At 71.3% G+C, this 25,239-nt stretch carries 27 protein-coding genes; 14 read left to right on the top strand and 13 right to left on the bottom strand.

From position 1 onward, the window contains the following. The first annotated feature begins 48 nt into the window (after positions 1 to 48). On the top strand, positions 49 to 891 hold the full coding sequence (locus tag QRX60_RS06895; RefSeq protein WP_285999962.1) for a GH12 family glycosyl hydrolase domain-containing protein: 843 nt from the start codon (positions 49 to 51) through the stop codon (positions 889 to 891). On the opposite strand, the gene QRX60_RS06890 is transcribed toward QRX60_RS06895, so the two are convergent. From QRX60_RS06890 to QRX60_RS06870, 5 genes are all read right to left on the bottom strand, one after another. After that, the gene (locus tag QRX60_RS06890) at positions 878 to 1,333 is read right to left on the bottom strand and encodes a hypothetical protein (protein ID WP_285999961.1); all 456 of its coding nucleotides are present in this window, start codon (positions 1,331 to 1,333) and stop codon (positions 878 to 880) included. The genes QRX60_RS06895 and QRX60_RS06890 overlap by 14 nt on opposite strands. Positions 1,334 to 1,460: 127 nt before the next feature. Beyond that, entirely contained in the window at positions 1,461 to 2,321 is an 861-nt protein-coding gene (locus tag QRX60_RS06885; protein WP_408630212.1) for an aldehyde dehydrogenase family protein, read from the bottom strand. Positions 2,322 to 2,340: 19 nt separating this feature from the next. Beyond that, positions 2,341 to 3,774 (bottom strand): aldehyde dehydrogenase family protein, encoded by a 1,434-nt coding sequence (locus tag QRX60_RS06880; protein WP_285999959.1) that lies wholly within the window; start codon positions 3,772 to 3,774, stop codon positions 2,341 to 2,343. Continuing rightward, on the bottom strand, positions 3,774 to 4,748 hold the full coding sequence (deoC, locus tag QRX60_RS06875; RefSeq protein ID WP_284747996.1) for a deoxyribose-phosphate aldolase: 975 nt from the start codon (positions 4,746 to 4,748) through the stop codon (positions 3,774 to 3,776). The genes QRX60_RS06880 and deoC overlap by 1 nt, the downstream gene beginning before the upstream one ends. Before the next feature lie 84 nt (positions 4,749 to 4,832). After that, positions 4,833 to 5,447, bottom strand: coding sequence for a DUF1707 SHOCT-like domain-containing protein (locus QRX60_RS06870; RefSeq protein WP_286003520.1), 615 nt, complete (start codon positions 5,445 to 5,447; stop codon positions 4,833 to 4,835). A gap of 85 nt (positions 5,448 to 5,532) precedes the next feature. Here QRX60_RS06870 and QRX60_RS06865 point away from each other — a divergent pair, with 85 nt between their 5' ends. From QRX60_RS06865 to QRX60_RS06855, 3 genes are read left to right on the top strand one after another with little or no spacing between them, the layout of a single operon-like run. Further along, positions 5,533 to 5,955: a protein-tyrosine phosphatase family protein gene (locus QRX60_RS06865; protein ID WP_285999958.1), complete on the top strand. Its 423-nt coding sequence runs from the start codon at positions 5,533 to 5,535 to the stop codon at positions 5,953 to 5,955. A gap of 5 nt (positions 5,956 to 5,960) precedes the next feature. Continuing rightward, positions 5,961 to 6,584 (top strand): uracil phosphoribosyltransferase, encoded by a 624-nt coding sequence (gene upp, locus QRX60_RS06860; protein WP_285482509.1) that lies wholly within the window; start codon positions 5,961 to 5,963, stop codon positions 6,582 to 6,584. Positions 6,585 to 6,587: 3 nt separating this feature from the next. Next, on the top strand, positions 6,588 to 7,535 hold the full coding sequence (locus QRX60_RS06855; protein ID WP_285999957.1) for a pentapeptide repeat-containing protein: 948 nt from the start codon (positions 6,588 to 6,590) through the stop codon (positions 7,533 to 7,535). Here QRX60_RS06855 and QRX60_RS06850 read toward each other — a convergent pair. After that, complete coding sequence (locus QRX60_RS06850) at positions 7,517 to 8,920, bottom strand: hypothetical protein (RefSeq protein WP_285999956.1); 1,404 nt, start codon at positions 8,918 to 8,920, stop codon at positions 7,517 to 7,519. The genes QRX60_RS06855 and QRX60_RS06850 overlap by 19 nt on opposite strands. A 76-nt stretch (positions 8,921 to 8,996) precedes the next feature. On the opposite strand from QRX60_RS06850, the gene QRX60_RS06845 reads away from it, so the two are divergent. Both QRX60_RS06845 and QRX60_RS06840 read left to right on the top strand, forming a co-directional pair. After that, positions 8,997 to 9,566: an RNA polymerase sigma factor gene (locus tag QRX60_RS06845; protein WP_285999955.1), complete on the top strand. Its 570-nt coding sequence runs from the start codon at positions 8,997 to 8,999 to the stop codon at positions 9,564 to 9,566. Next, positions 9,563 to 10,834, top strand: a complete 1,272-nt coding sequence (locus tag QRX60_RS06840) for a hypothetical protein (RefSeq protein WP_285999954.1) — start codon at positions 9,563 to 9,565, stop codon at positions 10,832 to 10,834. Before QRX60_RS06845 ends, QRX60_RS06840 begins: the two co-directional genes overlap by 4 nt. Here the strand turns inward: QRX60_RS06840 and QRX60_RS06835 are convergent. After that, a complete protein-coding gene (locus QRX60_RS06835) occupies positions 10,807 to 11,424 on the bottom strand; it encodes a TetR/AcrR family transcriptional regulator (protein WP_285999953.1) in 618 nt (205 codons plus the stop codon). The two genes, QRX60_RS06840 and QRX60_RS06835, sit on opposite strands and share 28 nt — an antisense overlap. 84 nt (positions 11,425 to 11,508) lie before the next feature. Here QRX60_RS06835 and QRX60_RS06830 point away from each other — a divergent pair, with 84 nt between their 5' ends. The 8 genes from QRX60_RS06830 to QRX60_RS06795 all read left to right on the top strand — a co-directional run bounded on the left by QRX60_RS06830 (position 11,509) and on the right by QRX60_RS06795 (position 20,078). Further along, on the top strand, positions 11,509 to 11,910 hold the full coding sequence (locus QRX60_RS06830; RefSeq protein WP_285999952.1) for a MerR family transcriptional regulator: 402 nt from the start codon (positions 11,509 to 11,511) through the stop codon (positions 11,908 to 11,910). 50 nt (positions 11,911 to 11,960) lie between these two features. Continuing rightward, the gene (locus QRX60_RS06825) at positions 11,961 to 12,884 is read left to right on the top strand and encodes an aldo/keto reductase (protein ID WP_286003519.1); all 924 of its coding nucleotides are present in this window, start codon (positions 11,961 to 11,963) and stop codon (positions 12,882 to 12,884) included. A gap of 147 nt (positions 12,885 to 13,031) precedes the next feature. Beyond that, the gene (locus QRX60_RS06820) at positions 13,032 to 14,570 is read left to right on the top strand and encodes an NAD(P)-binding domain-containing protein (RefSeq protein ID WP_285999951.1); all 1,539 of its coding nucleotides are present in this window, start codon (positions 13,032 to 13,034) and stop codon (positions 14,568 to 14,570) included. Next, a complete protein-coding gene (locus tag QRX60_RS06815) occupies positions 14,570 to 15,640 on the top strand; it encodes an alpha-hydroxy acid oxidase (RefSeq protein WP_285999950.1) in 1,071 nt (356 codons plus the stop codon). Before QRX60_RS06820 ends, QRX60_RS06815 begins: the two co-directional genes overlap by 1 nt. Then, on the top strand, positions 15,637 to 16,902 hold the full coding sequence (locus QRX60_RS06810; RefSeq protein ID WP_285999949.1) for a cytochrome P450 family protein: 1,266 nt from the start codon (positions 15,637 to 15,639) through the stop codon (positions 16,900 to 16,902). The genes QRX60_RS06815 and QRX60_RS06810 overlap by 4 nt, the downstream gene beginning before the upstream one ends. Next, positions 16,899 to 18,179, top strand: a complete 1,281-nt coding sequence (locus tag QRX60_RS06805) for a cation:proton antiporter (RefSeq protein ID WP_285999948.1) — start codon at positions 16,899 to 16,901, stop codon at positions 18,177 to 18,179. The genes QRX60_RS06810 and QRX60_RS06805 overlap by 4 nt, the downstream gene beginning before the upstream one ends. A gap of 64 nt (positions 18,180 to 18,243) precedes the next feature. Continuing rightward, positions 18,244 to 18,891 (top strand): response regulator transcription factor, encoded by a 648-nt coding sequence (locus QRX60_RS06800; RefSeq protein ID WP_286003518.1) that lies wholly within the window; start codon positions 18,244 to 18,246, stop codon positions 18,889 to 18,891. Further along, positions 18,888 to 20,078, top strand: a complete 1,191-nt coding sequence (locus QRX60_RS06795) for a sensor histidine kinase (protein ID WP_285999947.1) — start codon at positions 18,888 to 18,890, stop codon at positions 20,076 to 20,078. Before QRX60_RS06800 ends, QRX60_RS06795 begins: the two co-directional genes overlap by 4 nt. Positions 20,079 to 20,193: 115 nt before the next feature. Here the strand turns inward: QRX60_RS06795 and hisS are convergent, their stop codons facing one another. From hisS to QRX60_RS06765, 6 genes are all read right to left on the bottom strand, one after another. After that, on the bottom strand, positions 20,194 to 21,483 hold the full coding sequence (gene hisS / locus QRX60_RS06790; protein WP_285999946.1) for a histidine--tRNA ligase: 1,290 nt from the start codon (positions 21,481 to 21,483) through the stop codon (positions 20,194 to 20,196). A gap of 23 nt (positions 21,484 to 21,506) precedes the next feature. After that, complete coding sequence (locus tag QRX60_RS06785) at positions 21,507 to 21,899, bottom strand: hypothetical protein (RefSeq protein ID WP_285999945.1); 393 nt, start codon at positions 21,897 to 21,899, stop codon at positions 21,507 to 21,509. Between the two features lie 86 nt (positions 21,900 to 21,985). Then, positions 21,986 to 23,149 (bottom strand): amidohydrolase family protein, encoded by a 1,164-nt coding sequence (locus tag QRX60_RS06780; protein WP_285999944.1) that lies wholly within the window; start codon positions 23,147 to 23,149, stop codon positions 21,986 to 21,988. A 1-nt stretch (position 23,150) separates the two neighbouring features. After that, positions 23,151 to 24,278, bottom strand: a complete 1,128-nt coding sequence (locus QRX60_RS06775) for an MAB_1171c family putative transporter (RefSeq protein ID WP_285999943.1) — start codon at positions 24,276 to 24,278, stop codon at positions 23,151 to 23,153. Then, on the bottom strand, positions 24,275 to 24,796 hold the full coding sequence (locus QRX60_RS06770; RefSeq protein ID WP_155549054.1) for a hypothetical protein: 522 nt from the start codon (positions 24,794 to 24,796) through the stop codon (positions 24,275 to 24,277). Before QRX60_RS06770 ends, QRX60_RS06775 begins: the two co-directional genes overlap by 4 nt. Beyond that, a complete protein-coding gene (locus tag QRX60_RS06765) occupies positions 24,793 to 25,197 on the bottom strand; it encodes an XRE family transcriptional regulator (RefSeq protein WP_285999942.1) in 405 nt (134 codons plus the stop codon). Before QRX60_RS06765 ends, QRX60_RS06770 begins: the two co-directional genes overlap by 4 nt. Between the last annotated feature and the right edge of the window lie 42 nt (positions 25,198 to 25,239).

Genomic DNA, 25,239 nt, shown 5'->3' with positions numbered 1-25,239 from the left:
CGAATTCGGGTTGCGGGCGGGAAAATGCGACGAAGAATGCTGGCCGTGATGTTGACGATTCCCTTCCTGGTGGTCGCCGGCTGCGGTGACGGCCCGGTCGGCGGCGTCGCGGCCCCGGCCCCGGCGGCGGTCCCGACGACGGCGCCCAGCACGTCCTCGGCGTCCGCGGCTTCGGCCTCGCCGACGCCGTCTTCCCGGGTGGTGGTGCCAACTCCGACGCCGCCGTCGACAACGCCGGTGCGCGGCTGCCGCAGTCCGGAGTTCACGACGTCGGAGACCGACGGCGGCTGGTCGGACGGCGGCTACTACGTCCACAACAACATGTGGAACGCGGGTGAGGCGGGCCCGGAAACGCTGCGCGCGTGCGCGTACGACAACTGGTACGTCGATTCCACCCAGCCCGACTCGACGTCGGTGAAAACCTATCCGAACGTGCACAAAGACATCAACAACCAGAATGGGAAACCGTTCAACGACTATTCCGTGATCAGGACGACGTTCGCCGGCCGCGGCCCGGGCGTGGGCATCTACGACGTGGCGTACGACCTGTGGCTGAACGGCGTCGGCGACGGAGCCGGCGTCAGTGAGCTGATGGTGTGGACGGAGAACCTGAAGCAACAGCCCTCGGGCGACAAACTGGCCACGTACACGGCGGCCGGAGCGACGTACGACGTCTGGGCGGACGACGACGGGTACGTGGCGTTCGTTTCCCGCGCGACGCAGTACTCGGGCAGCCTCGACCTGAAGGCGATGATCGCCTGGTCGATCGGCAAGGGCCTGATCCCGCCGAACCCGACGGTGAACCAGATCGGCTACGGGATCGAGTTCTGCTCGACCGGCGGGGGCAAGGCGAGGTTCACGCTGACGGACTTCTCGGTCACGATGAGCTGAGGCGGTAGGCCCGGCGGACGGAGAACGACGTCGCCCCGGCGGTGGTGACCGTGACGGCGGCGACGACGAAGGCCGTGACCACGGTGCTCGCGGTGAGCGGCGCGGTACCGCCACGCCCACCGGTGCCGACGACGATCAGGCAGCCGAGAACGTCGACCACGATCGCGCACCACCACATCGCCAGGACGAGGTTGCGGGCGCCGGTGACGAACGACGGCGTCAGCCGTCCGGCGAGCGAACGCGAACGGGCGGTGAGCGCGCCCGCGCCGGCGAGCAGCAGCGCGAAGCTGCCGGCGCCGAGGAAGATCAGCCCGAAGTAGACGAGCGGATGGGTCCGCGCGGGCGCGGTGACGCCGAGCCAGACCAAGGTGGCCCAGCTCGCAAGCGCCAGGACCACGGACACGGCGCCCGCGGCCGGCCGTGGCGGCACGGGCGCGGTCACGGCATCACGTGCCAGCCGGGCTTTGTCCTGCATCGCGCTCCGGGTGCGGTCGGGGCCGGGCGGCCGGTCAGCTGTCCGTCCGGGAATGCGCGAGGGGCTTCCAGGCGTCCGGAAGCCCCTCGCGGGCTCAGACGCCCAGCGGGTGCCAGACCGTCTTCGCCTCCAGGTACCGCCGCAGCCGGGTCAGGTCCGGCGCCGACGTCCAGTCCGGCTCCGCCGCCGGGACCGTCAGCACCCGCTTCACCGTGTTCGCCGCTTCGCGCGCCAACTCCACACGCTCGGCAGGCGCGGCACCCGTCGGGTCCAGGGCGTTGACGTCACCGTGCGATGCCAGCCACGGACCCAGTTCCGACGCCCGGCCCGTCAGGATGTTCGCCACTCCGCCCGGGACGTCCGATGTCGCCAGGACCTCCGACAGCGTGATCGCCGGCAGGGGCCTCTCCGCGCTCGACACCACCACCGCCGTCGAGCCCGTCGCCAGGACCGGGGCCAGGACCTCGACCAGGCCCAGCAGGGACGACCCCTGCGGCGCCAGGATGCCCACCACGCCGGTCGGCTCCGGGACCGTGAACGAGAAGTACGGGCCCGCGACCGGGTTCGCCGAACCCAGCACGGACGCGATCTTGTCCGTCCAGCCCGCGTACCAGACCCAGCGGTCGATCGCTGCGTCCACAAGGGACTCGGCCTTCTTCGCGGCCAGGCCCTCGGACGCCGAAACCTCCGCGATGAACTGGTCGCGCCGGCCCTCCAGCACCTCGGCCACGCGGTAGAGCACCTGGCCGCGGTTGTACGCCGTCGCGCCCGACCAGCCCGGGAACGCCTTGCGGGCCGCCACCACCGCGTCGCGGACGTCCTTGCGGGACGCGTGCGCCGCGTTCGCCAGGAACTTGCCCTTCGCGTCCGTCACCGGGTACACCCGGCCGGACTCCGAACGCGGGAACTTGCCGCCGATGTACAGCTTGTACGTCTTGGCGACGGAAATCCTCACAAGATCAGACTGCTTTGAATTAGACACTGAGGTAAGCCTCCAGCCCGGTGCGGCCGCCTTCGCGCCCGAAGCCGGATTCCTGGTAGCCGCCGAACGGTGCGGCGGGGTCGAAGCGGTTGAAGGTGTTGGCCCAGACCACGCCCGCGCGCAGCTGGTTCGCCATCCACAGGATCCGGGAGCCCTTTTCGGTCCAGATGCCGGCCGAAAGCCCGTACGGCGTGTTGTTCGCCTTCGCCACGGCCTCGTCCGGCGTGCGGAACGTCAGCACCGACAGCACCGGGCCGAAGATCTCCTCGCGCGCGATCCGCATCGACTGGTGGACGTTCGCGAACACCGTCGGGGCGAAGAAGAACCCGCGCTCCGGCACCGGGCACGGGCTGGTCCAGCGCTGCGCGCCCTCGGCGTCACCGGACTCGACGAGCCCGCGGATCTTGGCGAGCTGCTCGGCCGAGTTGATCGCGCCGACGTCGGTGTTCTTGTCCAGGGGGTCGCCGACGCGCAGCGTCGAGACGCGGTAGCGGAGCTTCTCCAGCACCTCTTCGGCGATGGACTCCTGCACCAGCAGCCGCGAGCCCGCGCAGCAGACGTGGCCCTGGTTGAAGAAGATGCCGTTGACGATGCCTTCGATGGCCTGGTCGAGCGGCGCGTCCTCGAACACGATGTTCGCCGCCTTGCCGCCCAGCTCCAGGGTCAGCTTCTTCGGCGTGCCCGCGACCTGGCGCTGGATCGCCTTGCCGACCTCGGTCGAGCCGGTGAAGGCGATCTTGTCGATGCCCGCGTGCTCCACGATGGACGCACCGATGTCGCCCGCGCCCGGGAGGATGTTGACCACGCCGGGTGGCAGCTCCGCCTGCTGGCAGATCTCCGCGAAGACCAGCGCGGTCAACGGCGTCGTCTCGGCCGGCTTCAGCACGACGGTGTTGCCGGTGGCCAGCGCCGGCGCGATCTTCCAGGCCAGCATCAGCAGCGGGAAGTTCCACGGGATGATCTGGCCCGCGACGCCCAGCGGACGCGGATTGGCGCCGTACCCCGCGTACTCCAGCTTGTCCGCCCAGCCGGCGTGGTAGAAGAAGTGCGCCGCCGCGGTCGGGATGTCGGAGTCGCGCGACTCCTTGATCGGCTTGCCGTTGTCGAGGCTCTCCAGCACCGCCAGCTCGCGCGAGCGTTCCTGGATCAGCCGCGCGATGCGGAAGAGGTACTTCGCGCGCTCGGTGCCCGGCATCTTCGACCAGGCACCGTTGTACGCCTTGCGCGCGGCCTTGACCGCGGTGTCCACATCGGACTTCGACGCGGTGCCGACCTCGGCGAGGACCTCTTCGGTGGCCGGGTTGATCGTCTTGAGCGGCTCACCCGAGCCGTCGACGAACTCGCCGTCGACGAACGGCTTGTAGTGGTCCTTCAGGTTCGCGATGGCGCGCGACTCCGGCGCCGGTGCGTACTCGAAAACAGGCATCAGTCCACCGTCACGTAGTCGGGGCCGCTGTAGTGGCCGTCCACCTGGGTGCGGCGCTGCAGCAGCAGGTCGTTGAGCAGGCTGGACGCGCCGAAGCGGAACAGGTCCGGGACCAGCCACTGCTCGCCGGCGACCTCGTGCACGGCGACGAGGTACTTGATCGCGTCCTTCGTGGTCCGGATGCCGCCCGCGGGCTTGACGCCGCGCAGCTCGCCGGTCTGGACGTGCCAGTCGTGGACGGCCTGCAGCATGATGTGGGTGACCGGCAGCGTCGCGGCGGGGGACACCTTGCCGGTGGACGTCTTGATGAAGTCCCCGCCGGCCAGCAGCGCCAGCCACGACGCGCGCCGCACGTTGTCGTAGGTCGCCAGCTCGCCGGTCTCGAGGATGACCTTCAGGTGGGCGTCGCCGCAGGCGGCCTTGATCGCCTGGATTTCTTCGAAGACGTCCATGTAGCGGCCCTCGAGGAAGGCGCCGCGGTCGATCACCATGTCGACTTCGTGCGCGCCCGCGTCGACGGCGATCTTGGTGTCGGCCAGCTTGATCTCCCGCGAAGTGCGCCCGGCCGGGAAGCCGGTCGCGACGCTCGCGACGTGCACGCCGCTGCCCTTGAGCGCTTCGACGGCGGTGGCGACCATGTCCGGGTACACGCAGACGGCGGCGACGCGCGGGGTGTCCTGGCGTTCGGGGTCGGGGCGGACGGCCTTCGCGGCGAGCGCCCGGACCTTGCCGTGGGTGTCGGCGCCCTCCAGCGTGGTCAGGTCGACCATGGAGATGGCGGTGTCGATGGCCCACCGCTTGGCGTCCTTCTTGATGCTGCGCGTGCCGAGGCCCGCCGCGCGCTGCTCGACGCCGACCTGGTCGACTCCGGGCAGCCCGAGCAGGAAGCGGCGCAGGCTCGCGTCGTCGCGAGTCGCGTCCACCAGCGGTGCCGGGGTGGCCGGCGCCGCTGACGTGCTGGTCGTGGCTGTCATGCGCCTGAGTCTAGGCGGCGGGTCCGACAGCGCGAGCCCCCGTTGGCTGTGACGCTCGGTGCCTGACGCGTCACATCGCCGAGGTCAGGCGCCTTCGATCTGCGGCGGCTCGGCCCGCTTCGCCGGCTTCCGGTAGACGACGACCCCGCCCCAGAACGCCAGGCCGTTGATCTTCACCGTCGGCGCGGTCGCCGGCGCCGGCGGCGCACCCGACTTGTCCTCCAGCACGAACCCGCCCATCAACCCGATCCCCGTCACGTCGACGTTGATGTCGTCCGGGACCGTGATCTGGATGCCGCCCATGATCGCGACCGCGGTGATCGTGCAGTTCCGGTCCGCGAACCGGGCCTGGCGCAGGTCGATCTCCGCGCCGCCCCAGAACGCGAAGCTGTTGTGCTGCGGGGGGAGGACCCAGCTGCCCTTGCGGACCGCTCCCGACAGCACGCCGATCGACACCGGGCTGCCCGGGTGGCCGCCGATGCGCTGGTCGGGGAACCCCAGGGCCCGCGTCGTCGCCGGTTCGACCGCCGCCGAGGTCGACGGCAGGTCCGCCGTCACCGGTTTGAGGTCGCCGAGCGTCTTCGCCTCGTACACCGTGGTGAGCCGCTCTTCCAGCTCGTTCACGGTGATCCGCCCTTCCGAGAGGGCGTTGTGCAGCACCTGCGCGACGCGCTCGCGATCGGCGTCGGAAGCCCGCATCTGGTCGGGCGTCAGTTCGCTCACCCGGCGGAGCTTAGCGGCGAAAACCACCCTGCGTGTCCACCTTTCAGAGGACACTGGGCCGATGGTCGAATTCCCTGACGGCGTCCAGGTCCGCGGTCGTGGGCTCGGGCGCCCGCGGCCCGACGAACCCGAGCCCGGCTTCGGGCTGTACCTGGGGACGAGCCGGCTGCGGCGCAAGCACGGCGGGGGCATCACCTGGCCGCACGAATGGATCACCTGGCCGGACTTCCTGCTGCCCGTCAAGCCCGCGGAAGCACGCCGGCAGATCAAGGCCCTGCACGAACGAGCCAAGGTCGAAACCGTCGAAGTCGCCTGCTACGGCGGCGCCGGCCGCACCGGCACGGTCATGGCCTGCCTGGCCGTCCTGTCCGGCGTCCCCGCCGAAGACGCCGTCACGTGGGTGCGGGAGCACTACCACGAACGCGCCGTCGAAACGCCCTGGCAGCGCGGCTGGGTGAAAAGGTTCGCGGGACGGCTAGATTGACCCGCATGGATGTGCACGTCGTCGATCACCCCCTCGCGAAGGCCCGGCTCTCCACGATGCGCGACGCGCGCACGGACAGCGCCGCGTTCCGGGCCGCGCTGCACGAGCTGACCGTCATGCTGGTCTACGAAGCCACGCGCGACGTGCCGGTCAAGACCGAGCGGATCCACACGCCGGTCGCGCGCACCGAGGGCTACAAGCTGGCCAAGCCGCCGCTGCTCGTCCCGGTGCTGCGGGCCGGCCTCGGCATGGCCGACCAGGCGCACAAGCTGATCCCGGACGCGCAGATGGGCTTCGTCGGCCTCGCTCGCGACGAAGAAACCCTCAAGCCGACGCCGTACCTCGAATCGCTGCCGGAGTCGCTCGCCGACCGGCCGGTGCTGGTGCTCGACCCGATGCTCGCCACCGGCGGCTCGATGGAGTACACGATCCGGCTGCTCACCGACCGCGGCGCCGACGACGTGACGGCCATCTGCGCCCTGGCCGCGCCGGAAGGCCTGGCGCACCTGGAAAAGACCGGGCTGCCGGTCCGCGTCGTCACCGCCAGCATCGACGAGCGCCTCAACGACTCGGGCTTCATCGTCCCGGGGCTCGGCGACGCGGGCGACCGCCAGTACGGCGCCGTCTAAGCCTTGCCCCTCCTGAAATGGCGGTGGGTGGCCGCGGCCGCCGGCGTGGTCGCGGTCGTCACGACCGGGCTGCTCTGGCTGCTGCTGGGCTGGTCCGGGTCGCCGGACGCGCCGGTGCGCATCGACGCCGTCAAGACGGCGTTCGGCATCGGCGCCGGCGCGGGCGGCGTCTTCGCGCTGTGGCTGGCGACGCGCCGCCAGCGCACGCTGGAGCTGCAGCTCGCCGAGACGACCCGCGTCGCGGGCGTGACCGAACGCGACCTCGAGGAGCGGCGGGTCACCGAGCTGTACACGAAGGCCGTCGAGCAGCTCGGCAGCGACAAGGCACCGGTGCGGCTCGGCGGGCTCTACGCGCTGGAACGGCTCGGGCAGGACAACCCGAAGCAGCGCCAGACGATCGTCAACGTGCTGTGCGCCTACCTGCGGATGCCGTTCAAGGCCCCGGTCGTCGGGCTCAAGGGCAGTGCGGCACGCGACCTGGCCGACGACCCCGGGGAGGGTGAACTCCTCGTCCGGCTGGCCGTGCAGGAGCTGCTCAAGACGCACCTGAGCCACGACGCGGCGGGCTACTGGCCGGGGATGTCGATCGACCTGCAGCGAGCCACGCTCGTCGACTTCCGGCTGAGCGGGTGCACCCTGGCCGCCGCCGACTTCAGCCGTGCCCGGTTCGTCGGTCAACTCCACATCCGCGGCACGCGCTTCACCCGCCAGGTGGGGTTCTACGGCACGGAGTTCCGCGACATCGTGAACTTCGACCGGTCGGTCTTCGAGGAAGGCGCTTTCTTCTCCCGGGCAAACTTCGCCGGCAATGTCCGCTTCACCCGGATCCGCTCCGGGGGCCGGTTCGAGTTTTCGCGCACGGTCTTCGAAGAGGGAGCCGACTTCGAGGGCGGCGAACACCGGGAACTCGACCTGACCGACGCGCAGTTCCCTCAGGAGGGAACCAAGTAGAGCTCCTGCTTCCCGAGCGTCGGCGCGTCGAGCGTCCAGTGCGCGAGAGCGTCCGGCGGCGGGCTCGGCAGCCGGCGCAGCACCAGGTCGGGGTGCCGCGGCCGGACGTCGAAGTCGAAGAACGCGTAGTCCACCCGCAACGCCGCGCGCACCCACCGATCGCCGGCGCCGCGGGCGTCGATGGCCGCGGGGAGCAGGCCGCGGTCGGCGAAGACGTCGACGATCGCGCAGTCGCACGTGTAGGCCAGCACGCCGATCTCGCCCGCGCTGCCGACGACGCGTGACCCGGCCAGCACGTGGAGGTCGCGGCCGATCTCGGCGTACTTCGCGGTCGAGGCGTAGTTCGAAGTGAGCGGCGCGAATTCCCGGGGCAGTCCCGGTGCCGCATACGCGACCGCGCTCGCGGCCACCACCGCCAGGACCGTGCCGGTCGCGATCCGGCTGGAAGCCGCCCAGGCGCAGGCGAAGATCGTCGCCGCGGTGATGCCCGGGCCGTAGTACCAGTGGTACGGCGGGACATTCAGGAGCACGTAGCTCACGTGGTAGAGCGCGCCGCCCAGGGCCAGGAGCGCGAACGGCCGGAGCGCGGGCGACCGCCGGAGGGCGAAGGGGACGACCGCCAGCGGCAGGAACGACAGCACGGCCGTCCAAGGCGAAGTCCGGGCGTAGAAGAGCGGGCCGTTGGCGAAGGTCCAGTCGCCCCACGCGCGTTGCGCACCCTGCAGCGTCTTGATCACGACCGTGTCGGGCACTGCCGCGCCGAGCACGACCCAGCTGAAGGCGAACCACGGCACGGCGACCAGCGCGGCGCCGAGCACGGCCCGGCCGGATCGCACCGACACACCCAGGACCACGGCGAAGATCAGCAGGTCCAGCCGCACGAGCGCGAGCACGCCCGCGCTGAGCCCCAAGACCAGGGGCCGCCGTTCGACGGCGAACACCGTCACCCACCCGAGCACCGCGGCGCCCAGCGCGACCTCCAGCCCGATCGACGAGAGCAGCAGCGGGTTCACCGTCAGCGCCGCGAACGTCAGCGCCGGGAACCAGCGCGGCAACGCCGTGCCGAGCCGGCGCAGGGCCAGGACGAGCGCGACCTGGCACAGCGCGTACAGCACTCCGGCCGCGAAAACGGCGTCGCGGACCACGAAGGTCAGGGCGGCCAGGGCGAGGACGTTCGCCGGGGACGTCGCCGAGTTCGACGTCGCGTCGGCCAGCAGCCCCCAGTGCCCGTGGAACGCGAGGTTGCGCGCGTAGGCGAGGGTGATGAACGTGTCGTCGACGAGGTGCGGCCGGGCGAGTAGGAACACCACCGCCGACACGCCCGCGACCGCCGCGGGCAGCCGCCAGGGCCGGGTCTGCTTGTCCGTGGTCCGGACCTGCTCCATGATCACGACCGGAAGTGGCCGCCCGGTTCGCGAAAGTTGCGCGCAACATCCGGGCCGGTGCCGGCCACTGAGGGGTGTGACCAGTCATGCGACGGGGGTACCGGTGGGTGACCGGGCGCTGTGGGACAAGGCATCCGAGGGCGATGAGACGGCGTTCAGCGAGCTCTTCGAGCGGCACGCCGAAGCCGTCTGGAACCACGCCTACCGGCTGACCGGCTCGTGGTCCGCCGCCGAGGACCTCACCTCGAACACCTTCCTCATCGCCTGGCGCCGCCGCGCCGACGTCACGCTGGTGCGGGACAGCGCCCTGCCGTGGCTCTACACGGTGGCCGGCAACGCCGCCCGCGACGAACACCGCGGCGCGAGACGGCGGCTTCGGCTGCTGCGCAAGATCCCGGACCCGCCGGTGGTGTCCGACCACGCCGACGCCGTGGCCGCGCGGATCGACGGTGAGCAGCGGCTGCGCGAGGTCGTCGAAGCCGTGCGGACGCTGCCGAAGGCGCAGCGCGCCGTCGTCGAGCTGTGCCTGCTCGGTGACCTGAGCGTCGCCGACGCGGCCGCGTTGCTGGCCGTCGCCGAGGTCACCGTCCGCGCCCACCTGTCCCGGGCCCGGGCCCGGCTGCGCACCCTGCTGGAGGAGAAATGAGCGACGACCTCCGAGGGCTCCCGCCGCGGCGGGAACTGCCGGACGACGTCCGCGACCGGCTGCGCGCCGAAGTCCGCGCCGGGATCGGGAAACCGAGGCGGACCAAGCACCTCTGGTACGCCGCCGCGGCCGCCGTCGTCGTGCTGGCCGCGGGCGCGGTCGTCGCGACGCAGGCGGTCCGGCAGCAGCCCGTCGCCGGCCCGCCGCCGCCGGCCCCGGACCCCGGCAACCGGCTGACCCTCGACGCGAAGGTGGCGACGTCCTCGCTGGACCGCTGCTGGGCGGCCGTGAAGGGGGCGGGCAAGGAGGACCGCGTGCCGCCACGCGAGGAATGGGTCCCGCTGTTCACGGAGGTCCTGGCGGGGGACTCGGTGGTCGCGGTGACCGCCGCGGGCAAGCCGATGTTCTGCGAGACCACCGCGACGACCGTGACGCTGTCGGACCCGGGAGCCACCCCCGCCTACGCGCCGGGCACGCGAGTCGGGCTGCTGCTGCACAGCCCGACCGGCGTGGTCGCCGGGGTCGTGGACGCGGGATCGGCGCCCCCGTTCCTCGACTCGCGCACCGAAAGCGGGGACAACATGTCGCAGTCGATCCGCCCTTCCACGGTCACCGGGCAGTTCGTCGCGATGACCCGGGCCGCTCTGTGGACGACGACGCTCAGCCTCGAAAACCCGCCCGCACCGGGGGGGACCGTGCTGCCCACGCCGCCGCCGTGGCTGGTCATGGTCGTCGACCGGCCGGTGACCGCCGATCGGACGTCGCCGGCGGGCCGGGCGCTGGGCGAATGCCTGGCCGCCGCGGAGATGGAGGTGGTCCCGGACGCCGCGGCGTACGCGCCGGGGCCGGTGCTCGAGGCCGACGGCTACCGGGTGGTCCTCGGCCGCCACGACGAGCGGGTCGTGGTCTGCGCGACCCAGCCCGACCGCAAACGGCCGGGGAAGACGAAGTCCACCTCCTACCTCGACTTCACCGGGCCGCAGCCCCCGCCGGCGCGCACCCTGATCGTGGACACCCTGGGCGGGACCGAGTCGGAGGCGGAACAGGGGAAGGCGCGCCGCCCGTTCACCGCGGCGCTGCCCACGACGGCGACGAAGGCGACCATCGACTTCGGTATCGGGACCAGCGTCGAAGCCGACGTCGTCGACGGCATGGTCGCCACGTGGGTCCCGCAGAACATCCACCTCGACCCGCTGGCGAAGGTCCACGTCCGGGCCCGCGACGCCCAGGGCAAGGTCGTCTACGACGGGTCGCTCATGCTGATGTGAGGCCGCAGCCAGCCGGAGGCGTTCGCGCGCAGGGCCGTCTCGTAGGAGGCCGTGACGTCGAACTCCTCCGGCAGGTTGCCGGTCAGCTCGAGGGAGACGAGCCCGTGCACGAAGGCCCAGCAGCCGACCGCGATCGTCTCGGGCGGGACGTCGAGGAAGACGCCGTCGGCGATGGCCCGGCGGATGATCGCCTCCAGGGGCTCCAGCGTCTTCCGGGCCAGCTTCTCGGCGTCTTCGTTGGGCTCGAACCCGGGCACCGACCTGGTGAACATGATCCCGTACAGGTTGGGGTCGGCCAGCGCGCTGGTGCGGTAGGCGCTGCCGAGCGCGACGAGGTCCTCGACCGGGTCGCCGGTCAGCACGGTGCCGGCCATCCGGGCACCGAAGCGGCGGAAGCCCTCGGTGTAGAGGGCGTTCACCAGATCGGGTTTGCTGCCGAAGAGGGAGTACACGGCGGTGGTCGACGTCCCGGCGTCGGCGGCCAGCTTCCGCAGGGAAAGCGCCTTCGGCCCGTCGGCGGCGATGAGCTCGCCGGCGCGGTCGAGGAGCTTCAGCCGGAGCGCTTCGTCGTGCGTACGTGGTCGAGCCATCTACACAGCGTATCGGAACGCTGTTATTTTTGACCAGAACGAGGATTTGACCTGGAGTGCACTCCAGGTCGTAGTGTCGAGCTCATGAGCTACTCGATAGCGGAAGCCGCGCGACGTAGCGGACTGTCCATCGACACTCTCCGGTACTACGAGCGCATCAAACTGCTCGACCCGCCCGCGCGCGACACCGCGGGCCGCCGGGCCTACTCCGACGACGACCTCGGCTGGCTGGGATTCCTGACCAAGCTGCGCACCACCGGGATGCCCATCAAGAGCATGCGCGAGTACGCGTCGCTGCGTCGCCACGGCGTCGCCAGCGCGGGCCGCCGCAAGGCCCTGCTGGTGGAGCAGCGGCGGTCGGTCGCGGAGCGGATCGCCGAGCTGCAGGGCTGCCTCGACGTCCTGGACTACAAGATCGAGAACTACGCCCAGGTCGAGCGCAACGTGCTCGGCATCGAACCCGGCATGGAGGAGATTTCCGCGTGAAGACCAGGAAGCTCGGCGGTCTGGAGGTCGGCGCCCAGGGACTCGGCTGCATGGGGATGAGCCAGGCCTACGGCGTCCGCGACAACGACGAAGAGTCGATCGCGACGATCCACTGGGCCCTCGACCTCGGCGTCACGCTGCTCGACACCGCGAACGTCTACGCCAACGGCGTCAACGAGGAGCTGGTCGGCCGCGCGATCGCCGGCCGCCGTGACGAGGTCGTGCTCGCGACGAAGTTCGGCATCGTGTGGACCGACGGCGCGATGGGGGCGCGCGGCGACGCGGAGTACGTCAAGAAGTCGTGCGACGAGTCGCTGCGCCGGCTCGGCGTCGACCACATCGACCTGTACTACCAGCACCGCGTCGACCCGGACACGCCGATCGAGGAGACCTGGGGCGCGCTGGCCTCGCTGGTGGAAGCCGGGAAGATCCGGTACGCCGGGATTTCCGAGGCGAGCGCGGCGACGATCCGCGCCGCGCACGCGGTGCACCCGGTGACAGCTTTGCAGAGTGAATGGTCGCTGTGGACCCGGGGCATCGAGGGCGAAATCCTGGACACGTGCCGGGAACTCGGCATCGGCGTCGTGCCGTTCTCGCCGCTGGGCCGCGGGTTCCTGACGGGCGCGGTGAAGTCGATGGCGGACCTGCCCGAGGACGACATGCGCCGCGGCCTGCCGCGGTTCGCCGAGGGCAACTTCGAGCGCAACATGGCGATCGTCGACGCGCTGCGGAAGCTGGCCGAGGAGAAGGGCGTCACGGCGGGGCAGCTGGCGCTCGCGTGGGTGCAGGCGCAGGGCGAGGACGTCGTCCCGATCCCGGGGACGAAGCGCCGCAAGTACCTCGAGGAGAACGTGGCGGCGGCTTCACTGGAGCTGACCGCGGACGACCTGGCGGCCATCGCGGCGGCCGCGCCGGCGGACGCGATCGCGGGGGAGCGCTACCCGGAGCGTCTGGCCCGCGCGGCCGGCAAGTAAGCAGTCTGCCGCAGCCGGTCGTGAGTGTTTAGGGCGGTTAGAACCGCCCTAAACACTCACGACCGGGCCTGCTTCTGAGCCTTTTCTGAGATCTCCGGAGCAGGCTCGGCGCCGATCAAGGTCGGTGCCGAGCCTCAGGAGGTCGTCGTGGCGGAAGTGCTCGATTGTCTGGTCGTCGGGGCCGGGCCCGCCGGGCTGCAGCTGGGGCAGTTCCTCGGCCGCGCCGGGCACCGGTACCTGGTGCTGGAGGCCGGGTCCGCGCCCGGCCACTTCTTCGAGACCTTCCCCCGGCACCGGACGCTCATCTCGATCAACAAGAAGCACACCGGGTACACCGACCCGGAGCTCAACCTCCGGATGGACTGGAACTCGATCCTCGCCGACGGCGACGACGACCCGGTCCTGTTCACCGACTACAGCGAGAAGCTCTTCCCGGACGCCCCGGACCTCCTGCGCTACCTGGCCGACTACGCCGCGAAGCACCAGGTCCGCGTCCGCTACGACACCCGGGTGACGCGCATCCGCCGTGACCCGGAAAGCGCTGTCTTCGTCCTCACCGCCGGTGCCGAAGAGTTCCGGGCGCACCGGCTGGTCATGGCCACCGGCGTCACCAAGCCGTACCTCCCGCGGTTCCCCGGCGTCGAGCTGATCGACCAGTACGTGGACTTCGACGTCGACCCGAACAGCTTCACCGACCAGCGCGTCCTGGTGCTGGGCAAGGGGAATTCCGCGTTCGAGACCGCCGACAGCCTCATCGAGACGGCCGCGGTCGTGCACGTCGGCGGCCCGCGGCCGGTCAAGCTGGCCTGGCGCACCCACTTCGTCGGCCACCTCCGCGCCTACAACGCGGGCATCCTCGACATGTACCAGCTCAAGCTCCAGCACGCGATCCTCGACGGCGACGTCCGCGAGATCCGCAAGGACGCCGACGGCTACCACGTCAAGTTCGCCTTCGCCCGCGCCGACGAGGTCATCAAGGAAATCCGCTACGACCGCGTCATCGCCTGCACCGGCTTCCGGTTCGACGCGTCGCTGTTCGACGAGGACTGCCGTCCGCAGCTCACCATCGACGACCGCTTCCCGGCGCAGACGCCGGACTGGGAGTCGGTCAACGTGCCGGGCCTCTACTTCGCCGGCACGATCACCCAGGTCCGCGACTTCAAGAAGGCCACCAGCGCGTTCATCCACGGCTTCCGCTACGGCGTCCGCGCGCTGGCCAAGGTCCTGAACGAGCGGCACCACGACACGCCGTGGCCGAGCGTCGAACTGCCCGCCAAACCGGACGCGCTGACCGACGCCGTGATCACCCGGATCAACCGGACTTCCGCGCTGTACCAGCAGTTCGGCTTCCTCGGCGACGTCCTCACGATCGACGGCGACACCGCCCGCTACCTCGAAGAGGTCCCGGTGGACCGGGTGCTGGCGAATCCACCGGACGACGCCTACGTCGTCACCCTCGACTACGGGCCCGACCACGACAAGATCGACCCGTTCGACTTCGTCGCGCGCGCCGCGCAGGACCGGGCCAACGACTCCGGCGAAGGCCACTACCTGCACCCGATCGTCCGGCACTACCGCCGCGGCGAGCTCGTCGCGACCCACCACGTCACCGAGAACCTCGAAAACGAGTGGGACAAAGAGGTGCACGTCGAGCCGCTGACCGCGTTCTTCGCGCGGGAGCTGTGATGCGCACGATCGCGGAGTTCGAGGCGGCGGCCCGGCAGCACCTCGACCCGGTGCACTACGACTACTTCGCGGGCGGCGCGCAGGACGAGCTCACCCTGGCCGACAACGAAGCCGCGTACAACCGGCTGAAGCTGCTGCCCCGGGTGCTGCGCGGCAGCGACAAGCGGGACCTGAGCATCGAGCTGCTCGGGACGTCGTCCTCGATGCCGATCCTCGTCGCGCCCACGGCGTTCCACCGGCTCGCGCACGCCGACGGCGAACTCGCCACGGCTCGCGCGGCGGCGCGCGCGGGCACGATCATGATCGTCAGCATGGCCGCCACCACGGCGATCGAGGACGTCGCCGCGGCGGCGCGCGAGGTCGCGCCGGACCCGGGCCTGTGGTTCCAGCTCTACCTGCAGCCCGACCTGGAGTTCACCGAGGCGATCGTGCGCCGGGCCGAGAACGCCGGGGTCAAGGCGTTCGTCGTGACCGTCGACTCGCCGGTGCTCGGCCGCCGCGAGCGCGACGACCGCAACGACTTCCACGACCTGCCGCCGGGCCTGGTCGTGGAGAACCTCCGCAACCTGGGCGAAAACCGCAGTGGCGGCAACGCGAGCCACGTCCGCGAGATCGTCATGTCGGCCGGGCTGAACTGGGACCACATCGCGTGGCTGCGGGGCAAGACCAAGCTCCCGGTGCTGATCAAGGGCGTGCTGCACGCCGAGGACGCGCGGCTGGCGGTGCACCACGGCGTCGCCGGCATCGTCGTGTCCAACCACGGCGGCCGCCAGCTCGACACCGTGCCCGCGACGATCGACGTGCTCCCGGAGATCGCGTCGGCGGTCGGGGGCGCGATCCCGGTGCTGCTCGACGGCGGGATCCGCCGCGGCACCGACGTCGTCAAGGCGCTCGCCCTCGGCGCGGACGCGGTCGGCGTCGGCCGCCCCGTCGTGTGGGGGCTCGCCGCGGGCGGGCGCGAAGGCGTCACGCGGGTCCTGGAGCTGCTGCGCGACGACTTCGACCAGGCGCTGGCCATGTGCGGCGGCCGGCACCCGGCCGACCTCACCCCGGACCAGGTGCGGCGATGATCGGGAAAGCGCTTGCGGCAGCGGCCTTCGTGACGGCGCCGGCGTGGCTGCCCCGCCGGGTCGTTGCGCTGCGGATGAGGATCTTCTCGCTGGTCAACGGCCAGGACACGGTGACGATCCCGGGTGAGCAGGTCGGCGCCGAGGACTTCCGGCGCGTCTACGCCGACCCGGCGGCGAACGGCCGCAGTCGCGGCGCCGCGCTGTCCGACCTGTTCTGGTACTGGCTCGCGCCCGGCCCCGAGGTGCACCAGGAGCACCTCGAAGCCGGGCCGCGCTACGACGAGGTCGCCAAGTGCACCCGGCACATCCTGGTCCGGTCCAAAAAGGACTCCGAGGAGCTGGCCCGCCGCGTGGCCGCCCACGCGCTGGACGGTGTGCGGCCCGGGCTCGTCCGGTTCCGCGACGAGATGATGCCGATCTGGGCCGAGCTGTACTACGAGCTGGTGTTCGACGAGCCGTGCCCGCCCGAGGCGCGCGACCTCATCGTGGGGCACGCGGACGACGTCGTCTCGGCGCTCAAGTGCGTGCGGCCGCGGAACATGCGCCGCCGGGCCCGGCTGACGAAGTACCTGCGGCGCCGCCTCGCCGACGTCCCGCACCCGCTGCCGCAGTCCCTGACGCCGGAGGAACAGGCCTACTACCTGCAGGGCACGTTCTTCAACACCGCCGTCGTGCAGATGTCCGAGGCGATGGCGCACCTGCTGATGATCATCGCGCAGCGCCCGGAGGTCCAGCGGCGGCTCGTCGAGCACCCGGACGACGACGCGTACCTGGACCGGGTCATCGACGACGGCCTGCGCGAGTTCCCGCTGTTCGGCATCGCGCACCGGATCTCCACCGCCGACATCGACCTGGCGGACCTGACCATCCCGGCGGGCACCGTGCTGTGCTTCAGCTACCCGGGTTTCGCGGCCCAGACCGCGAAGGACGACTTCATCCCGTTCGGCGTCGCGCAGAACCGCGCCTGCCCGGCCCGCGGCCTGGCCCCGCCGACGATGCGGGTCGTGACGCGCGAAGTGCTGCGCCGGTTCAGCCTCGCTTCGACGGCCGGGCACACGCGCTCGATCCCCAACCGCGGCCCGGCGCTGCTCACGCCCCGCGGAGCCCGCCCCCGGCGGGCACCACTGGTCTGGATCGCGGTCCGCGACCGCTGGGAAGACGTCTGGCGCAGCTTCGCCCAGCTCGTCTTCGGCACGTACATGGTGCTCGACGCCCGCAAGCAAGCCCTCTGCTCGACCTACTTCGCCGGAGGAAACTCATGAGCCCGTCCGAAGCGGCGCCGGTCTTCTTCCTGGCCGTCGTGGTCATCCTCGTGGTGGTCCGGCTGGTCTGCCTGGTCGCGGTCAAGCTCGGCCAGCCGCCGGTCGTCGGCGAGATGGTCGCCGGCGTGCTGCTCGGCCCGTCGCTGTTCGGGCTGCTGCTGCCGCACGTCCAGGCCGCGCTGTTCCCCGACGCGATCCGTTCGCTGCTCTACGTCGGCGGCCAGATCGGCCTGGTCATCTACATGTTCGGCGCCGGCTACGAGTTCAACCTGAGCAGCATCGCCAAGTCCCGCAAGTCGGTCGCGGCGATCTCGTCGGCCGGGACGCTGGTGCCGTTGGCCCTCGGGGTCGCGGTCGCGGTCCTCGGCACGTCGTGGGTCGGCATCGGCAAGGAAGGCGTCTCACTGGCGACGTCGGCCGCGTTCGTCGGGGTGGCGGTGGCGATCACGGCGTTCCCGATGATGGTCCGGATCATCACCGAGCGCGGGATCGCGTCGACGAGGTTCGGCTCGCTGGCGCTGGCCTGCGGCGCGCTCGACGACGTGCTCGCGTGGCTGCTGCTGGCCGTCGTGCTCGGCATGCACGCCGGGTCCGCGGGGCCGATCGCGCTCGCCCTCGGTGGCGGGCTGCTGTTCGCGCTGCTGGTCTTCATCGTCGGGCGGCGCCTGCTGAACCGGGTGATGAGCAGCGACCGCGTGACCGTCGACCAGCGGGTGCTCGTCACCGCGATGATCCTGTTCGCGGCCGCCTGGTTCACCGACACCATCGGGCTGTACGCGGTGTTCGGCGCGTTCACCGTCGGGGTCGCGTTCCCGCGCGGGGCGGCCTCCGACGCGGTGCTCGCGAAGATCATGCCGATCGGGCGGATCGTGTTCGTCCCGCTGTTCTTCACCTATTCCGGCCTGAACACCCGGTTCGCGCTGCTCGCCGACCCGAACCTGCTCGCGTTCGCGCTGGTGACAGTGGCGGTCGCGATCGTCGGCAAGCTGGGCGCGTCGTGGGGCGCGGCCCGGCTGGCGGGGGAACCGCCGGCGATCGCGACGCGCGTCGGCGTGCTCGTCAACGCCCGTGGGTTGATGCAGCTGATCGCGCTCAACGTCGGGCTGGCCGCCGGGATCGTCTCGCCGGCGTTGTTCACGGTGCTGGTGCTGGTGGCGCTGGTCACCACGATCATGACCGCGCCGCTGCTCAGCTGGCTCGACCGCCGCGACGCCCGCAAGGGGAGCAGCGAGGTGCTCCTGATGGCCGAGCCGGTCCCGGTCACCGGGAAAAGTTGATAGTTCAATTTCAGAAAATCACTGCCAGTATGGGTTCGTGCACGAAGGGGCGACGAAACCGAGAGTGCTGCTGGTCGAGGACGACCGGGAACTGGCGGGCATGCTCGCCGAGCTGCTCGCGGACGAAGGCTACGAAACCGACAAAGCGCACGACGGGCAGCGGGGCCTGCACCTCGGGCTCACCGGGCGGTACGACGTGATGATCATCGACCGCCGCCTCCCGGTGCTGGACGGCCTCGAACTGCTCGCCCGGCTGCGGGCGCAGGCGGTGACCACGCGGGTCCTGGTGCTCTCGGCGCTGGGCGAGCTCGCCGACCGCGTCGGCGGGCTCGACGCCGGCGCCGACGACTACCTCGTCAAGCCGTTCGAGGCCGAGGAACTGCTGGCCCGGCTGCGGGCGCTCGGCCGCCGTGACCTCGAGGGCGCGGAGTGCCTCCCGCTCGGCGCGGCGGCCCTCGACCTGCAGCGGCACGAGGTCGTGCTGCCGCGCGGCGAGCGGATCACGCTGTCCGGGCGGGAGTTCGAGCTGCTGCGGACGCTGGCCCAGCGGCCCAAGGCGATCCACCCGCGCGCGTCGCTGCGCGGAGCCGTCTTCGCCGACTCGACCGGTGAGTCCATTGTGGACACCTACGTGTACTACCTGCGGCGCAAGCTCGGCCGCGACGTCGTCCGGACGGTGCACGGCCTCGGCTACCAGATCGGCGCGGTATGAAAGCCGACCCGGAGGAGCGGGCCCTGCGGCGGGCGCGGTGGGCGATCACCGCGCAGATCGCCGTCGTGGTGTCGCTGCTGGTGGCCGTCGCGGGCGGGATCGCCTACGCCATCCTGCTGTCCCGGCAGCACGCCGAGGCCGACCGCACGCTGGCCAGGACGGTCGAGCTGGGCCCGGCCGCGACCCCGCCCGGCTGCGTCTGGCTGTTCACCCCGGCCCTGCACGCGCCCGCGAGCACGCCGCCGGCCGGAATGCCGATCGCGGGGCTGGCCGCGACGGTGCCCGCGCCCGGGGACGTCCACACGGAACGGCGCCCGATCGGTGGCATGACGTACACGATCCGCGTCGAGAACCGCGGCGGCGTCGTTTCGCAGGCGTACTTCGAGGAGCTCTACCAGATCCAGGACCGCTCGTCGCTGGTGTCCGGGCTCGTGGTCGCGGAGGTGCTCGCCCTGCTCGCGGCCGTGCTGTGCGGCCGGGTGCTGGCCTGCCGGGCGATCCGCCCCCTGGCCGACGCGCTGCGGCGGCAGCGGACGTTCGTCGCGGACGCGTCCCACGAACTGCGCGCCCCGCTGACCCGGCTGCACACCCGGGCGCAGCTGCTGGCCCGGCGCGCGTCCGGCCGCGACGCCGACGACCTCGAGCAACTGGTGCGGGGCACGCGGGAGCTCGGCGAAGTCGTCGAGGACCTGCTGCTGTCGGCGCAGGCGGGCGACCGGCCGGAGTTCGAACTGGTCGAACTGGGCGTGCTCGCCGAGGAGGCGGTCGCGGCGGAGGCGGTGCGCGCGGGGGAGAGCCAGGTCCGGCTCGCGGTGTCCCGGGAGCGGCGGCCGTACGTGGTCCAGGGCGTCCCGACGGCGTTGCGGCGCGTGCTTTCGGCGTTGCTGGACAACGCTTTGGGCCACACCCCGCCGGGCGGCTCGATCGAGGTGTGGCTGGGCGTACCGGACGAAAGGCACGTGGAGCTGCGGGTCCGCGACACGGGCGTCGGCTTCCCGTCGGCCGACGCGGACCGCATCTTCGAGCGGTTCGCCCGCGGCTCCGACGGCGACGGCCGCCGGTTCGGCCTGGGCCTGGCCCTGGTCCGCGAAGTGGTGACGGGCCACGGCGGCACGATCGCGGCGGCCGGCCGCCCCGGTGCCGGAGCCACGTTCACCCTCCGCCTGCTCCGCGCCGATCCCGCGTGATCAAAGGGGAATCACCCGTGATCAGGAGGGCATCACCCGTGATTGAAGGGGCATCAGGAGTGATGCCTCCCCAATCACGGGTGATGCCTCTCTGATCACGCGTGATGCCCCAACATCAGGCCAGGAGGGCCTGGACCGCTGCGGGGGCGTCCGCGATCGCGACCGGGTTCTGCTCCCGGGTCGCGAGGCTGCGGACCGTGACGTTCCCGGCGGCCCAGTCCTCCTGGCCGACGATCACCACCGCGGCCGCGCCCGCCTTGTCCGCGCGAGTGAGCTCCTTGCCCAGCTTGCGGTGCTCGATCGGCGTCGACGTCCGGAGGCCCGCGGTGCGCAGCGACGCCGCCACCGAGCGGGCCGCGTCCGAGAGGTCCTCGGTCACCGGGATCACCATGACGTCGACCTCGCTGCGCGGCGCCGGGGTCAGGCCGTGCGTCTCGAGGAAGTCGATCAGCGTGACGTCGCCCATGCCGAACCCGATGCCCGGGATCTGCTGCGGCGTGAACATCGACGCGAGGTCGCTGTAGCGGCCGCCGCCGAAGAGGGCGCGGCGGTTCTCCGGTGAGGTGTCGAAGACCTCGAACACGGTCGACGTGTAGTACGCCAGCCCGCGCACGATCATCGGCTCGTACTTCACCAGGCTGCCCGCGCTGCTGTTCAGCACGCGAACGAGGTTCGACGCCTCGCGCACCTCGGCCGGCAGCTCGTCCAGCAGGGCCTCGCCCGCGCCGAGCGTCTCGGCCAGCTTCTCGAACTGCTTGTCCGAGAGCCCGATCTCCGCGGCGCTCTCCGCCAGCTTCTCGCGCGGGTACTTCTCCCAGCGGTCGACCAGCGCGAACACCTGGGCCAGGTGGTCCTCGGAGACCCCGGCGACGTCGGTGAGCGCCGACGTCAGCAGGTTCCGGTCGTTGACGCGCAGCACGAACATGTCCGGCGTCGCGCCCAGCGCGGCCATCATGTCGTGGACCAGCTCGAAGATCTCGATCTCGCAGTTGGCGCTGTCCGAGCCGAAGATGTCCGCGTTGATCTGCCAGTGCTCGCGCACGCGGCCGCGCTGCGGCGCCTCGTACCGGTGGCAGTTCGGGTGGCTGTACCAGCGGACCGGGAACGACAGCGACTTCGCGCTGCCGGCGATCATCCGCGCCACCGACGGCGTCATCTCCGGGCGCAGCGCCAGCCGCCGCCCGCCCTTGTCGGTGAGCGTGTACAGCTGCTTGTCGGCGAGCTCCTGGCCCGACTTCCGCTCGTAGATCTCGGCCGACTCGAGGATCGGGCCGTCGTAGCGGAGGAAGCCGCGGCGCTCGAGGACGTCGTAGAGATGACCGAACACCTGGGTACGCACGGACATCTCGGCGGGCAGGAAGTCCCGGGTCCCCTTGTAGGGCGCGGTCGGCAGGTATTCAGGCACGTCACCCAGCTTAACGACCGGCTTCATCCACTGAAGGCGACCCCGTACGCGGTGAGCAGCGTGCCCGCGGCGAGGAGCACCGCCCCGGCGGATGTCACGCGGCCGCCGAGCTTGTTCTTGGTCGGGATCAGGTGGAGGAAGAAGCCGCCGGACTGGGCGAGGATCCCGAAGAGCAGCAGGAAGCAGGTGATCCACAGGGTGGTGTCGGAGAGCGTCGTCCGGCTGAGGATCTGCAGCGCGACGAGGGCGAGGATCAGCAGGACGCCGGCGTGCGCGTGGCCGACGCGGAACATGGCGCGCTGGTGTTCGGTGAGCTTTCGGTCGCGCATGACGCCCATGAGCGCGTAGCCGCCGTACATGACGGTGGGCAGCGAGACCAGGGCGATCACGGTGAAGAGCTGGGTGGGTCCGTGCATCGGGGGGCTCCTTCGAGGTGGGCTGGGACTACGGTAACACTGTTTTAAAACGGTGTCACCAAATTAGGCATTCCCCGATCGGGGAACTAGGCTTCGCGGCCCTGGGCCAGCACCAAGAGGGGGTTGCGCAGCGCGGCGAGCGACGCCAGCGGATCCCCTTCGACGACGAGCACGTCCGCCGAGAGCCCGGCGTCCAGCCGCCCGGTCACGTCGGCCAGCCCCAGCCCCGCCGCGGAGTCACAGGTCGCGATCTCCAAGATCCGCCGCCGCGGAAACCCGAGCCACTCGTACAGCTCCAGCGCCCCCACCGGGTCGTCGAACACCGATCCCGGCAGGCCCGCGTCCGTCCCCGCGAGCAGCCGGACCCCGTGTTCCTCCAGCCACGGCAGCCGCCCGTACATCGCCTGCGCGACGTCGTCGCCGAGTTTCTCGACGATCGTCCGCCAGTTGCGGCTGCTCGTCGAACACGCCGAGATGCCGTCGGCGGCCATCCGCTTCGCGACGGGCTCGCGGCGGTCGAACGACTTCGGCCCGGTCAGGAAGCTGCAGTGCTCGATCGTCGACACCCCGGCTTCGACCGCGGCCGAAATCGCGTCCGCGCCGTGGGCGTGCGCGGCCACCGGGAGCCCGTGGGACGCCGCGTGCGCGACCACCACCGAAAGCTGCCGCGCGTCGAACTGGGATTCCCACATGTCCGCGCCGCCCTCGGTGATCTGGCCGCCGCTGGCCATCACCTTGATCACGTCCGCGCCCGCGGCCGCGTTCGCGTCGATCAGCGCGCGGATCTCGGCGTCGGACGAGACCGCGCCGCCGAAGAAGTGGCAGTGCCCCTCCGGGACCGTGATCGGCGGCCCCGACACCAGCAGCCGCGGCGCGACCTCGCCGTCGAACGACCGGCGGACCGCCGCGCCCAGGTGGTCGCGGTCGCCGAGGTCCCGCACCGTCGTGACGCCGCTGCGCAGCATCGAAGAAAGCCGCGAACGCGCGCCCTCCAGAAGAGAGCCCGCCCGGAAGTTCGCCAGCATCTCGCGGGAAGCGTCGAAAGCCAGGTGCACGTGGACGTTGAACAGCCCGGCCAGCGCGGTGCCGGTGGGGAAGTCGTGCCGGGACGCGTCCGGCGCGGCCTGCGCGACGACGTCCGCGCGCGGGCCCGCCGCCACGATCACCCCGTCGCGCACCAGCACGGCGCCGTCCTCGACCGGTGCCGAGGGTCGCGGCAGCACCCGGCCCGCGGTGATCAGGGTGTCCACGTCACGTTCCCTTCTCCATCGCCGCCGACAGCGCCAGCAGCGGCCGGACGTCCGATTCGATGTCGTCCGCCGGTGCGGGCAGGACCTGCTTGGCGTGGCCATCGCTCTCTTCACCGGCCGCGTGCCGCGCCAACGCCGCCTTCAACGCGGCCGCGGCGGCACCGGGATCGGTGGCGACGACCTCGCCGAAGTCCGCGTCCAGGTAGGGCGACAGCTGCACGAGACCGTCCCGGATCTCGATCACCCGGCGGTAGTGCACGCGGTGGATGCTGCGCGGGGAAAGGCGTTCGCCGTGCCGGCGCGGGGGTGTCCGCAGCACGATGCTGGGGAACGCCTGGACCAGGACTGTCCACAGGGGACCGAGCGCGGCGTGTTCGCGGCGGTGCTGGTGTCGCCGCCGCAGCGCCGAGATCCGCGCCCGCACTCCGGGATAGGTGACGCCGAGCAGGAACAGCATCCCGCCGACGATCACGAACGGCACCCCGAGCAGCAGCAGGATCTTGACGACCGGGCCGAACGCCCACGCCACCACGATGTACAGCGCGCGGAAGATGCTGCCCGCGGCCGCGCAGGCCATGCCGACCGCGCTCATCCGCAGCCCGATCCGCAGGTTGCGGTCGGCCACCCGCAGGTAGCGCACGATCCAGGCGGTGCACGCGATCAGGCCGTAGATCAGGTACAGCCCGGCGCCGAGGTAGAACAGCGCGATCCCGGTGTCGTGGATCGTCGACGGCCCGAGCGGGAGCCCGCGCAGTTCCGGCGGGGTCAGGGCCATGGCGACGACCATCAGCGCGATCGCCGCGGCCAGCGGCACCAGTTCCACCATCACCCGGCGGTAGCGCCGCGGGCCCAGCGCCGAGCCGAGGAAGAAGATCACCAGCGCGCACACGGCGCACGCCAGCAGCGCGTTGTTGGCCACGCGCGCCGCGCCGCGGCCGAGGACCGCGTCGACCTCGTCGGACACCACCGTCTGCTGCAGCAGGAACGCCGCGGCGAACCCGGCGACGCACGCCGTGACGGCCCAGTTCGGCACCGTCGGTGCGCGCTGCACCTGGTATATCCGCCACGCCAGTGCGGCGGCGAACAGCACCATCGCGAGAACGTTCACGGGGCTGAAAAGTGTGCTCACAACCACCCTTGGTGATCGCCGAGCGCCCCCTGGATCCGGCGGAGATCCCGGTCCGCAGCACGCCGCGGGATCGTGTAGTTCAGGACCGACGCCCACTCGAGGATGATGGTCGCGACGGTCTCGGCTTCCCACTCGTGCGCGTCATCGTAGGACGTCCGCCGCAGTGCGCGGTGTACGGCATCCGGGTCAAGATCCGGAGCGGGCCCGCGCAGGAAGTCCGCCGGCTCGGCGTCGCCGTGCGGGTGGTGGTCGGCCAGCATGTGCCCGAGCTCGTGCAGGATGATGTGGTCCTGGTGGGATTTCGTCGTTTCGGCCTGGTAGAAGATGTAGTCCGCCGCCGACGTCGCGATCCAGCAGCCGAACGGCCCCGGCACTTCCAGCGGGTAGGCCATCAGCCGGATCGGCTTCCCCCGTTGGTCGCCCAGCCGCGCGCACAGCACTTCGACGTCCAGCGGCGGGCCGATGTCGAGCTGCTTGAGCAGCTTGCGGCAGCGGCGGCGCAGCTCCCGTTCCTTCATCGCGCGGCGTCCTCCGGGTTCCGGCCCTCGCGTTCGGCCCGTTCGTAGCGCTCGACCAGCTCCAGCAGGTCCATCACCTGCCGCCGGCCCTGCGGCGAGAGCTCTTGGGCCCGCATCGCCATCAGCTGCGCCTCCCCGGCCGGGGGCGTGGCGGCCTCTTCGTCGAAGAAGTACGTGACGGGCACGCCGAACAGCTTCGCCAGGGCCTCGACATAGTGGATCTTCGGGTTGACGCGCTTGCCCGTGGCCAGCTGCTGCAGGTAGGCGGGCGACATCGCCGGCCCGCCCGCCCGCTCGACCGCCGCCGAGATCTCCCGGTAGCTGTGCGGCGCGCGGCCGTCCACCCGAGCCGCCTCGATCAGGGCGCTCAGGCGTTCCGCGAAAGTGCGTTCCCGTGCCATACCCGCCCCCTAGGTTTCCACCGTGAAAATTCTAGCCCGGAA

Origin of the sequence: Amycolatopsis mongoliensis (assembly GCF_030285665.1) — a bacterium.
Classification (GTDB): domain Bacteria; phylum Actinomycetota; class Actinomycetes; order Mycobacteriales; family Pseudonocardiaceae; genus Amycolatopsis; species Amycolatopsis mongoliensis.
This window is presented reverse-complemented; position numbering and strand designations above follow the sequence as displayed.

Coding starts and splice junctions, on each gene's coding strand:
- QRX60_RS06870 (WP_286003520.1), bottom strand. CDS start 5,447: ATGCGGGCTTCCGACGCCGATCGCGAGCGCGTCGCGCAGGTGCTGCAC.
- QRX60_RS06835 (WP_285999953.1), bottom strand. CDS start 11,424: ATGGCTCGACCACGTACGCACGACGAAGCGCTCCGGCTGAAGCTCCTC.
- QRX60_RS06850 (WP_285999956.1), bottom strand. CDS start 8,920: ATGGAGCAGGTCCGGACCACGGACAAGCAGACCCGGCCCTGGCGGCTG.
- QRX60_RS06810 (WP_285999949.1), top strand. CDS start 15,637: ATGATCGGGAAAGCGCTTGCGGCAGCGGCCTTCGTGACGGCGCCGGCG.
- deoC (WP_284747996.1), bottom strand. CDS start 4,748: ATGACAGCCACGACCAGCACGTCAGCGGCGCCGGCCACCCCGGCACCG.
- QRX60_RS06830 (WP_285999952.1), top strand. CDS start 11,509: ATGAGCTACTCGATAGCGGAAGCCGCGCGACGTAGCGGACTGTCCATC.
- QRX60_RS06805 (WP_285999948.1), top strand. CDS start 16,899: ATGAGCCCGTCCGAAGCGGCGCCGGTCTTCTTCCTGGCCGTCGTGGTC.
- QRX60_RS06785 (WP_285999945.1), bottom strand. CDS start 21,899: ATGCACGGACCCACCCAGCTCTTCACCGTGATCGCCCTGGTCTCGCTG.
- QRX60_RS06840 (WP_285999954.1), top strand. CDS start 9,563: ATGAGCGACGACCTCCGAGGGCTCCCGCCGCGGCGGGAACTGCCGGAC.
- QRX60_RS06765 (WP_285999942.1), bottom strand. CDS start 25,197: ATGGCACGGGAACGCACTTTCGCGGAACGCCTGAGCGCCCTGATCGAG.
- QRX60_RS06770 (WP_155549054.1), bottom strand. CDS start 24,796: ATGAAGGAACGGGAGCTGCGCCGCCGCTGCCGCAAGCTGCTCAAGCAG.
- upp (WP_285482509.1), top strand. CDS start 5,961: ATGGATGTGCACGTCGTCGATCACCCCCTCGCGAAGGCCCGGCTCTCC.
- QRX60_RS06865 (WP_285999958.1), top strand. CDS start 5,533: ATGGTCGAATTCCCTGACGGCGTCCAGGTCCGCGGTCGTGGGCTCGGG.
- QRX60_RS06815 (WP_285999950.1), top strand. CDS start 14,570: ATGCGCACGATCGCGGAGTTCGAGGCGGCGGCCCGGCAGCACCTCGAC.
- QRX60_RS06880 (WP_285999959.1), bottom strand. CDS start 3,774: ATGCCTGTTTTCGAGTACGCACCGGCGCCGGAGTCGCGCGCCATCGCG.
- QRX60_RS06795 (WP_285999947.1), top strand. CDS start 18,888: ATGAAAGCCGACCCGGAGGAGCGGGCCCTGCGGCGGGCGCGGTGGGCG.
- QRX60_RS06895 (WP_285999962.1), top strand. CDS start 49: ATGTTGACGATTCCCTTCCTGGTGGTCGCCGGCTGCGGTGACGGCCCG.
- QRX60_RS06825 (WP_286003519.1), top strand. CDS start 11,961: ATGGGGATGAGCCAGGCCTACGGCGTCCGCGACAACGACGAAGAGTCG.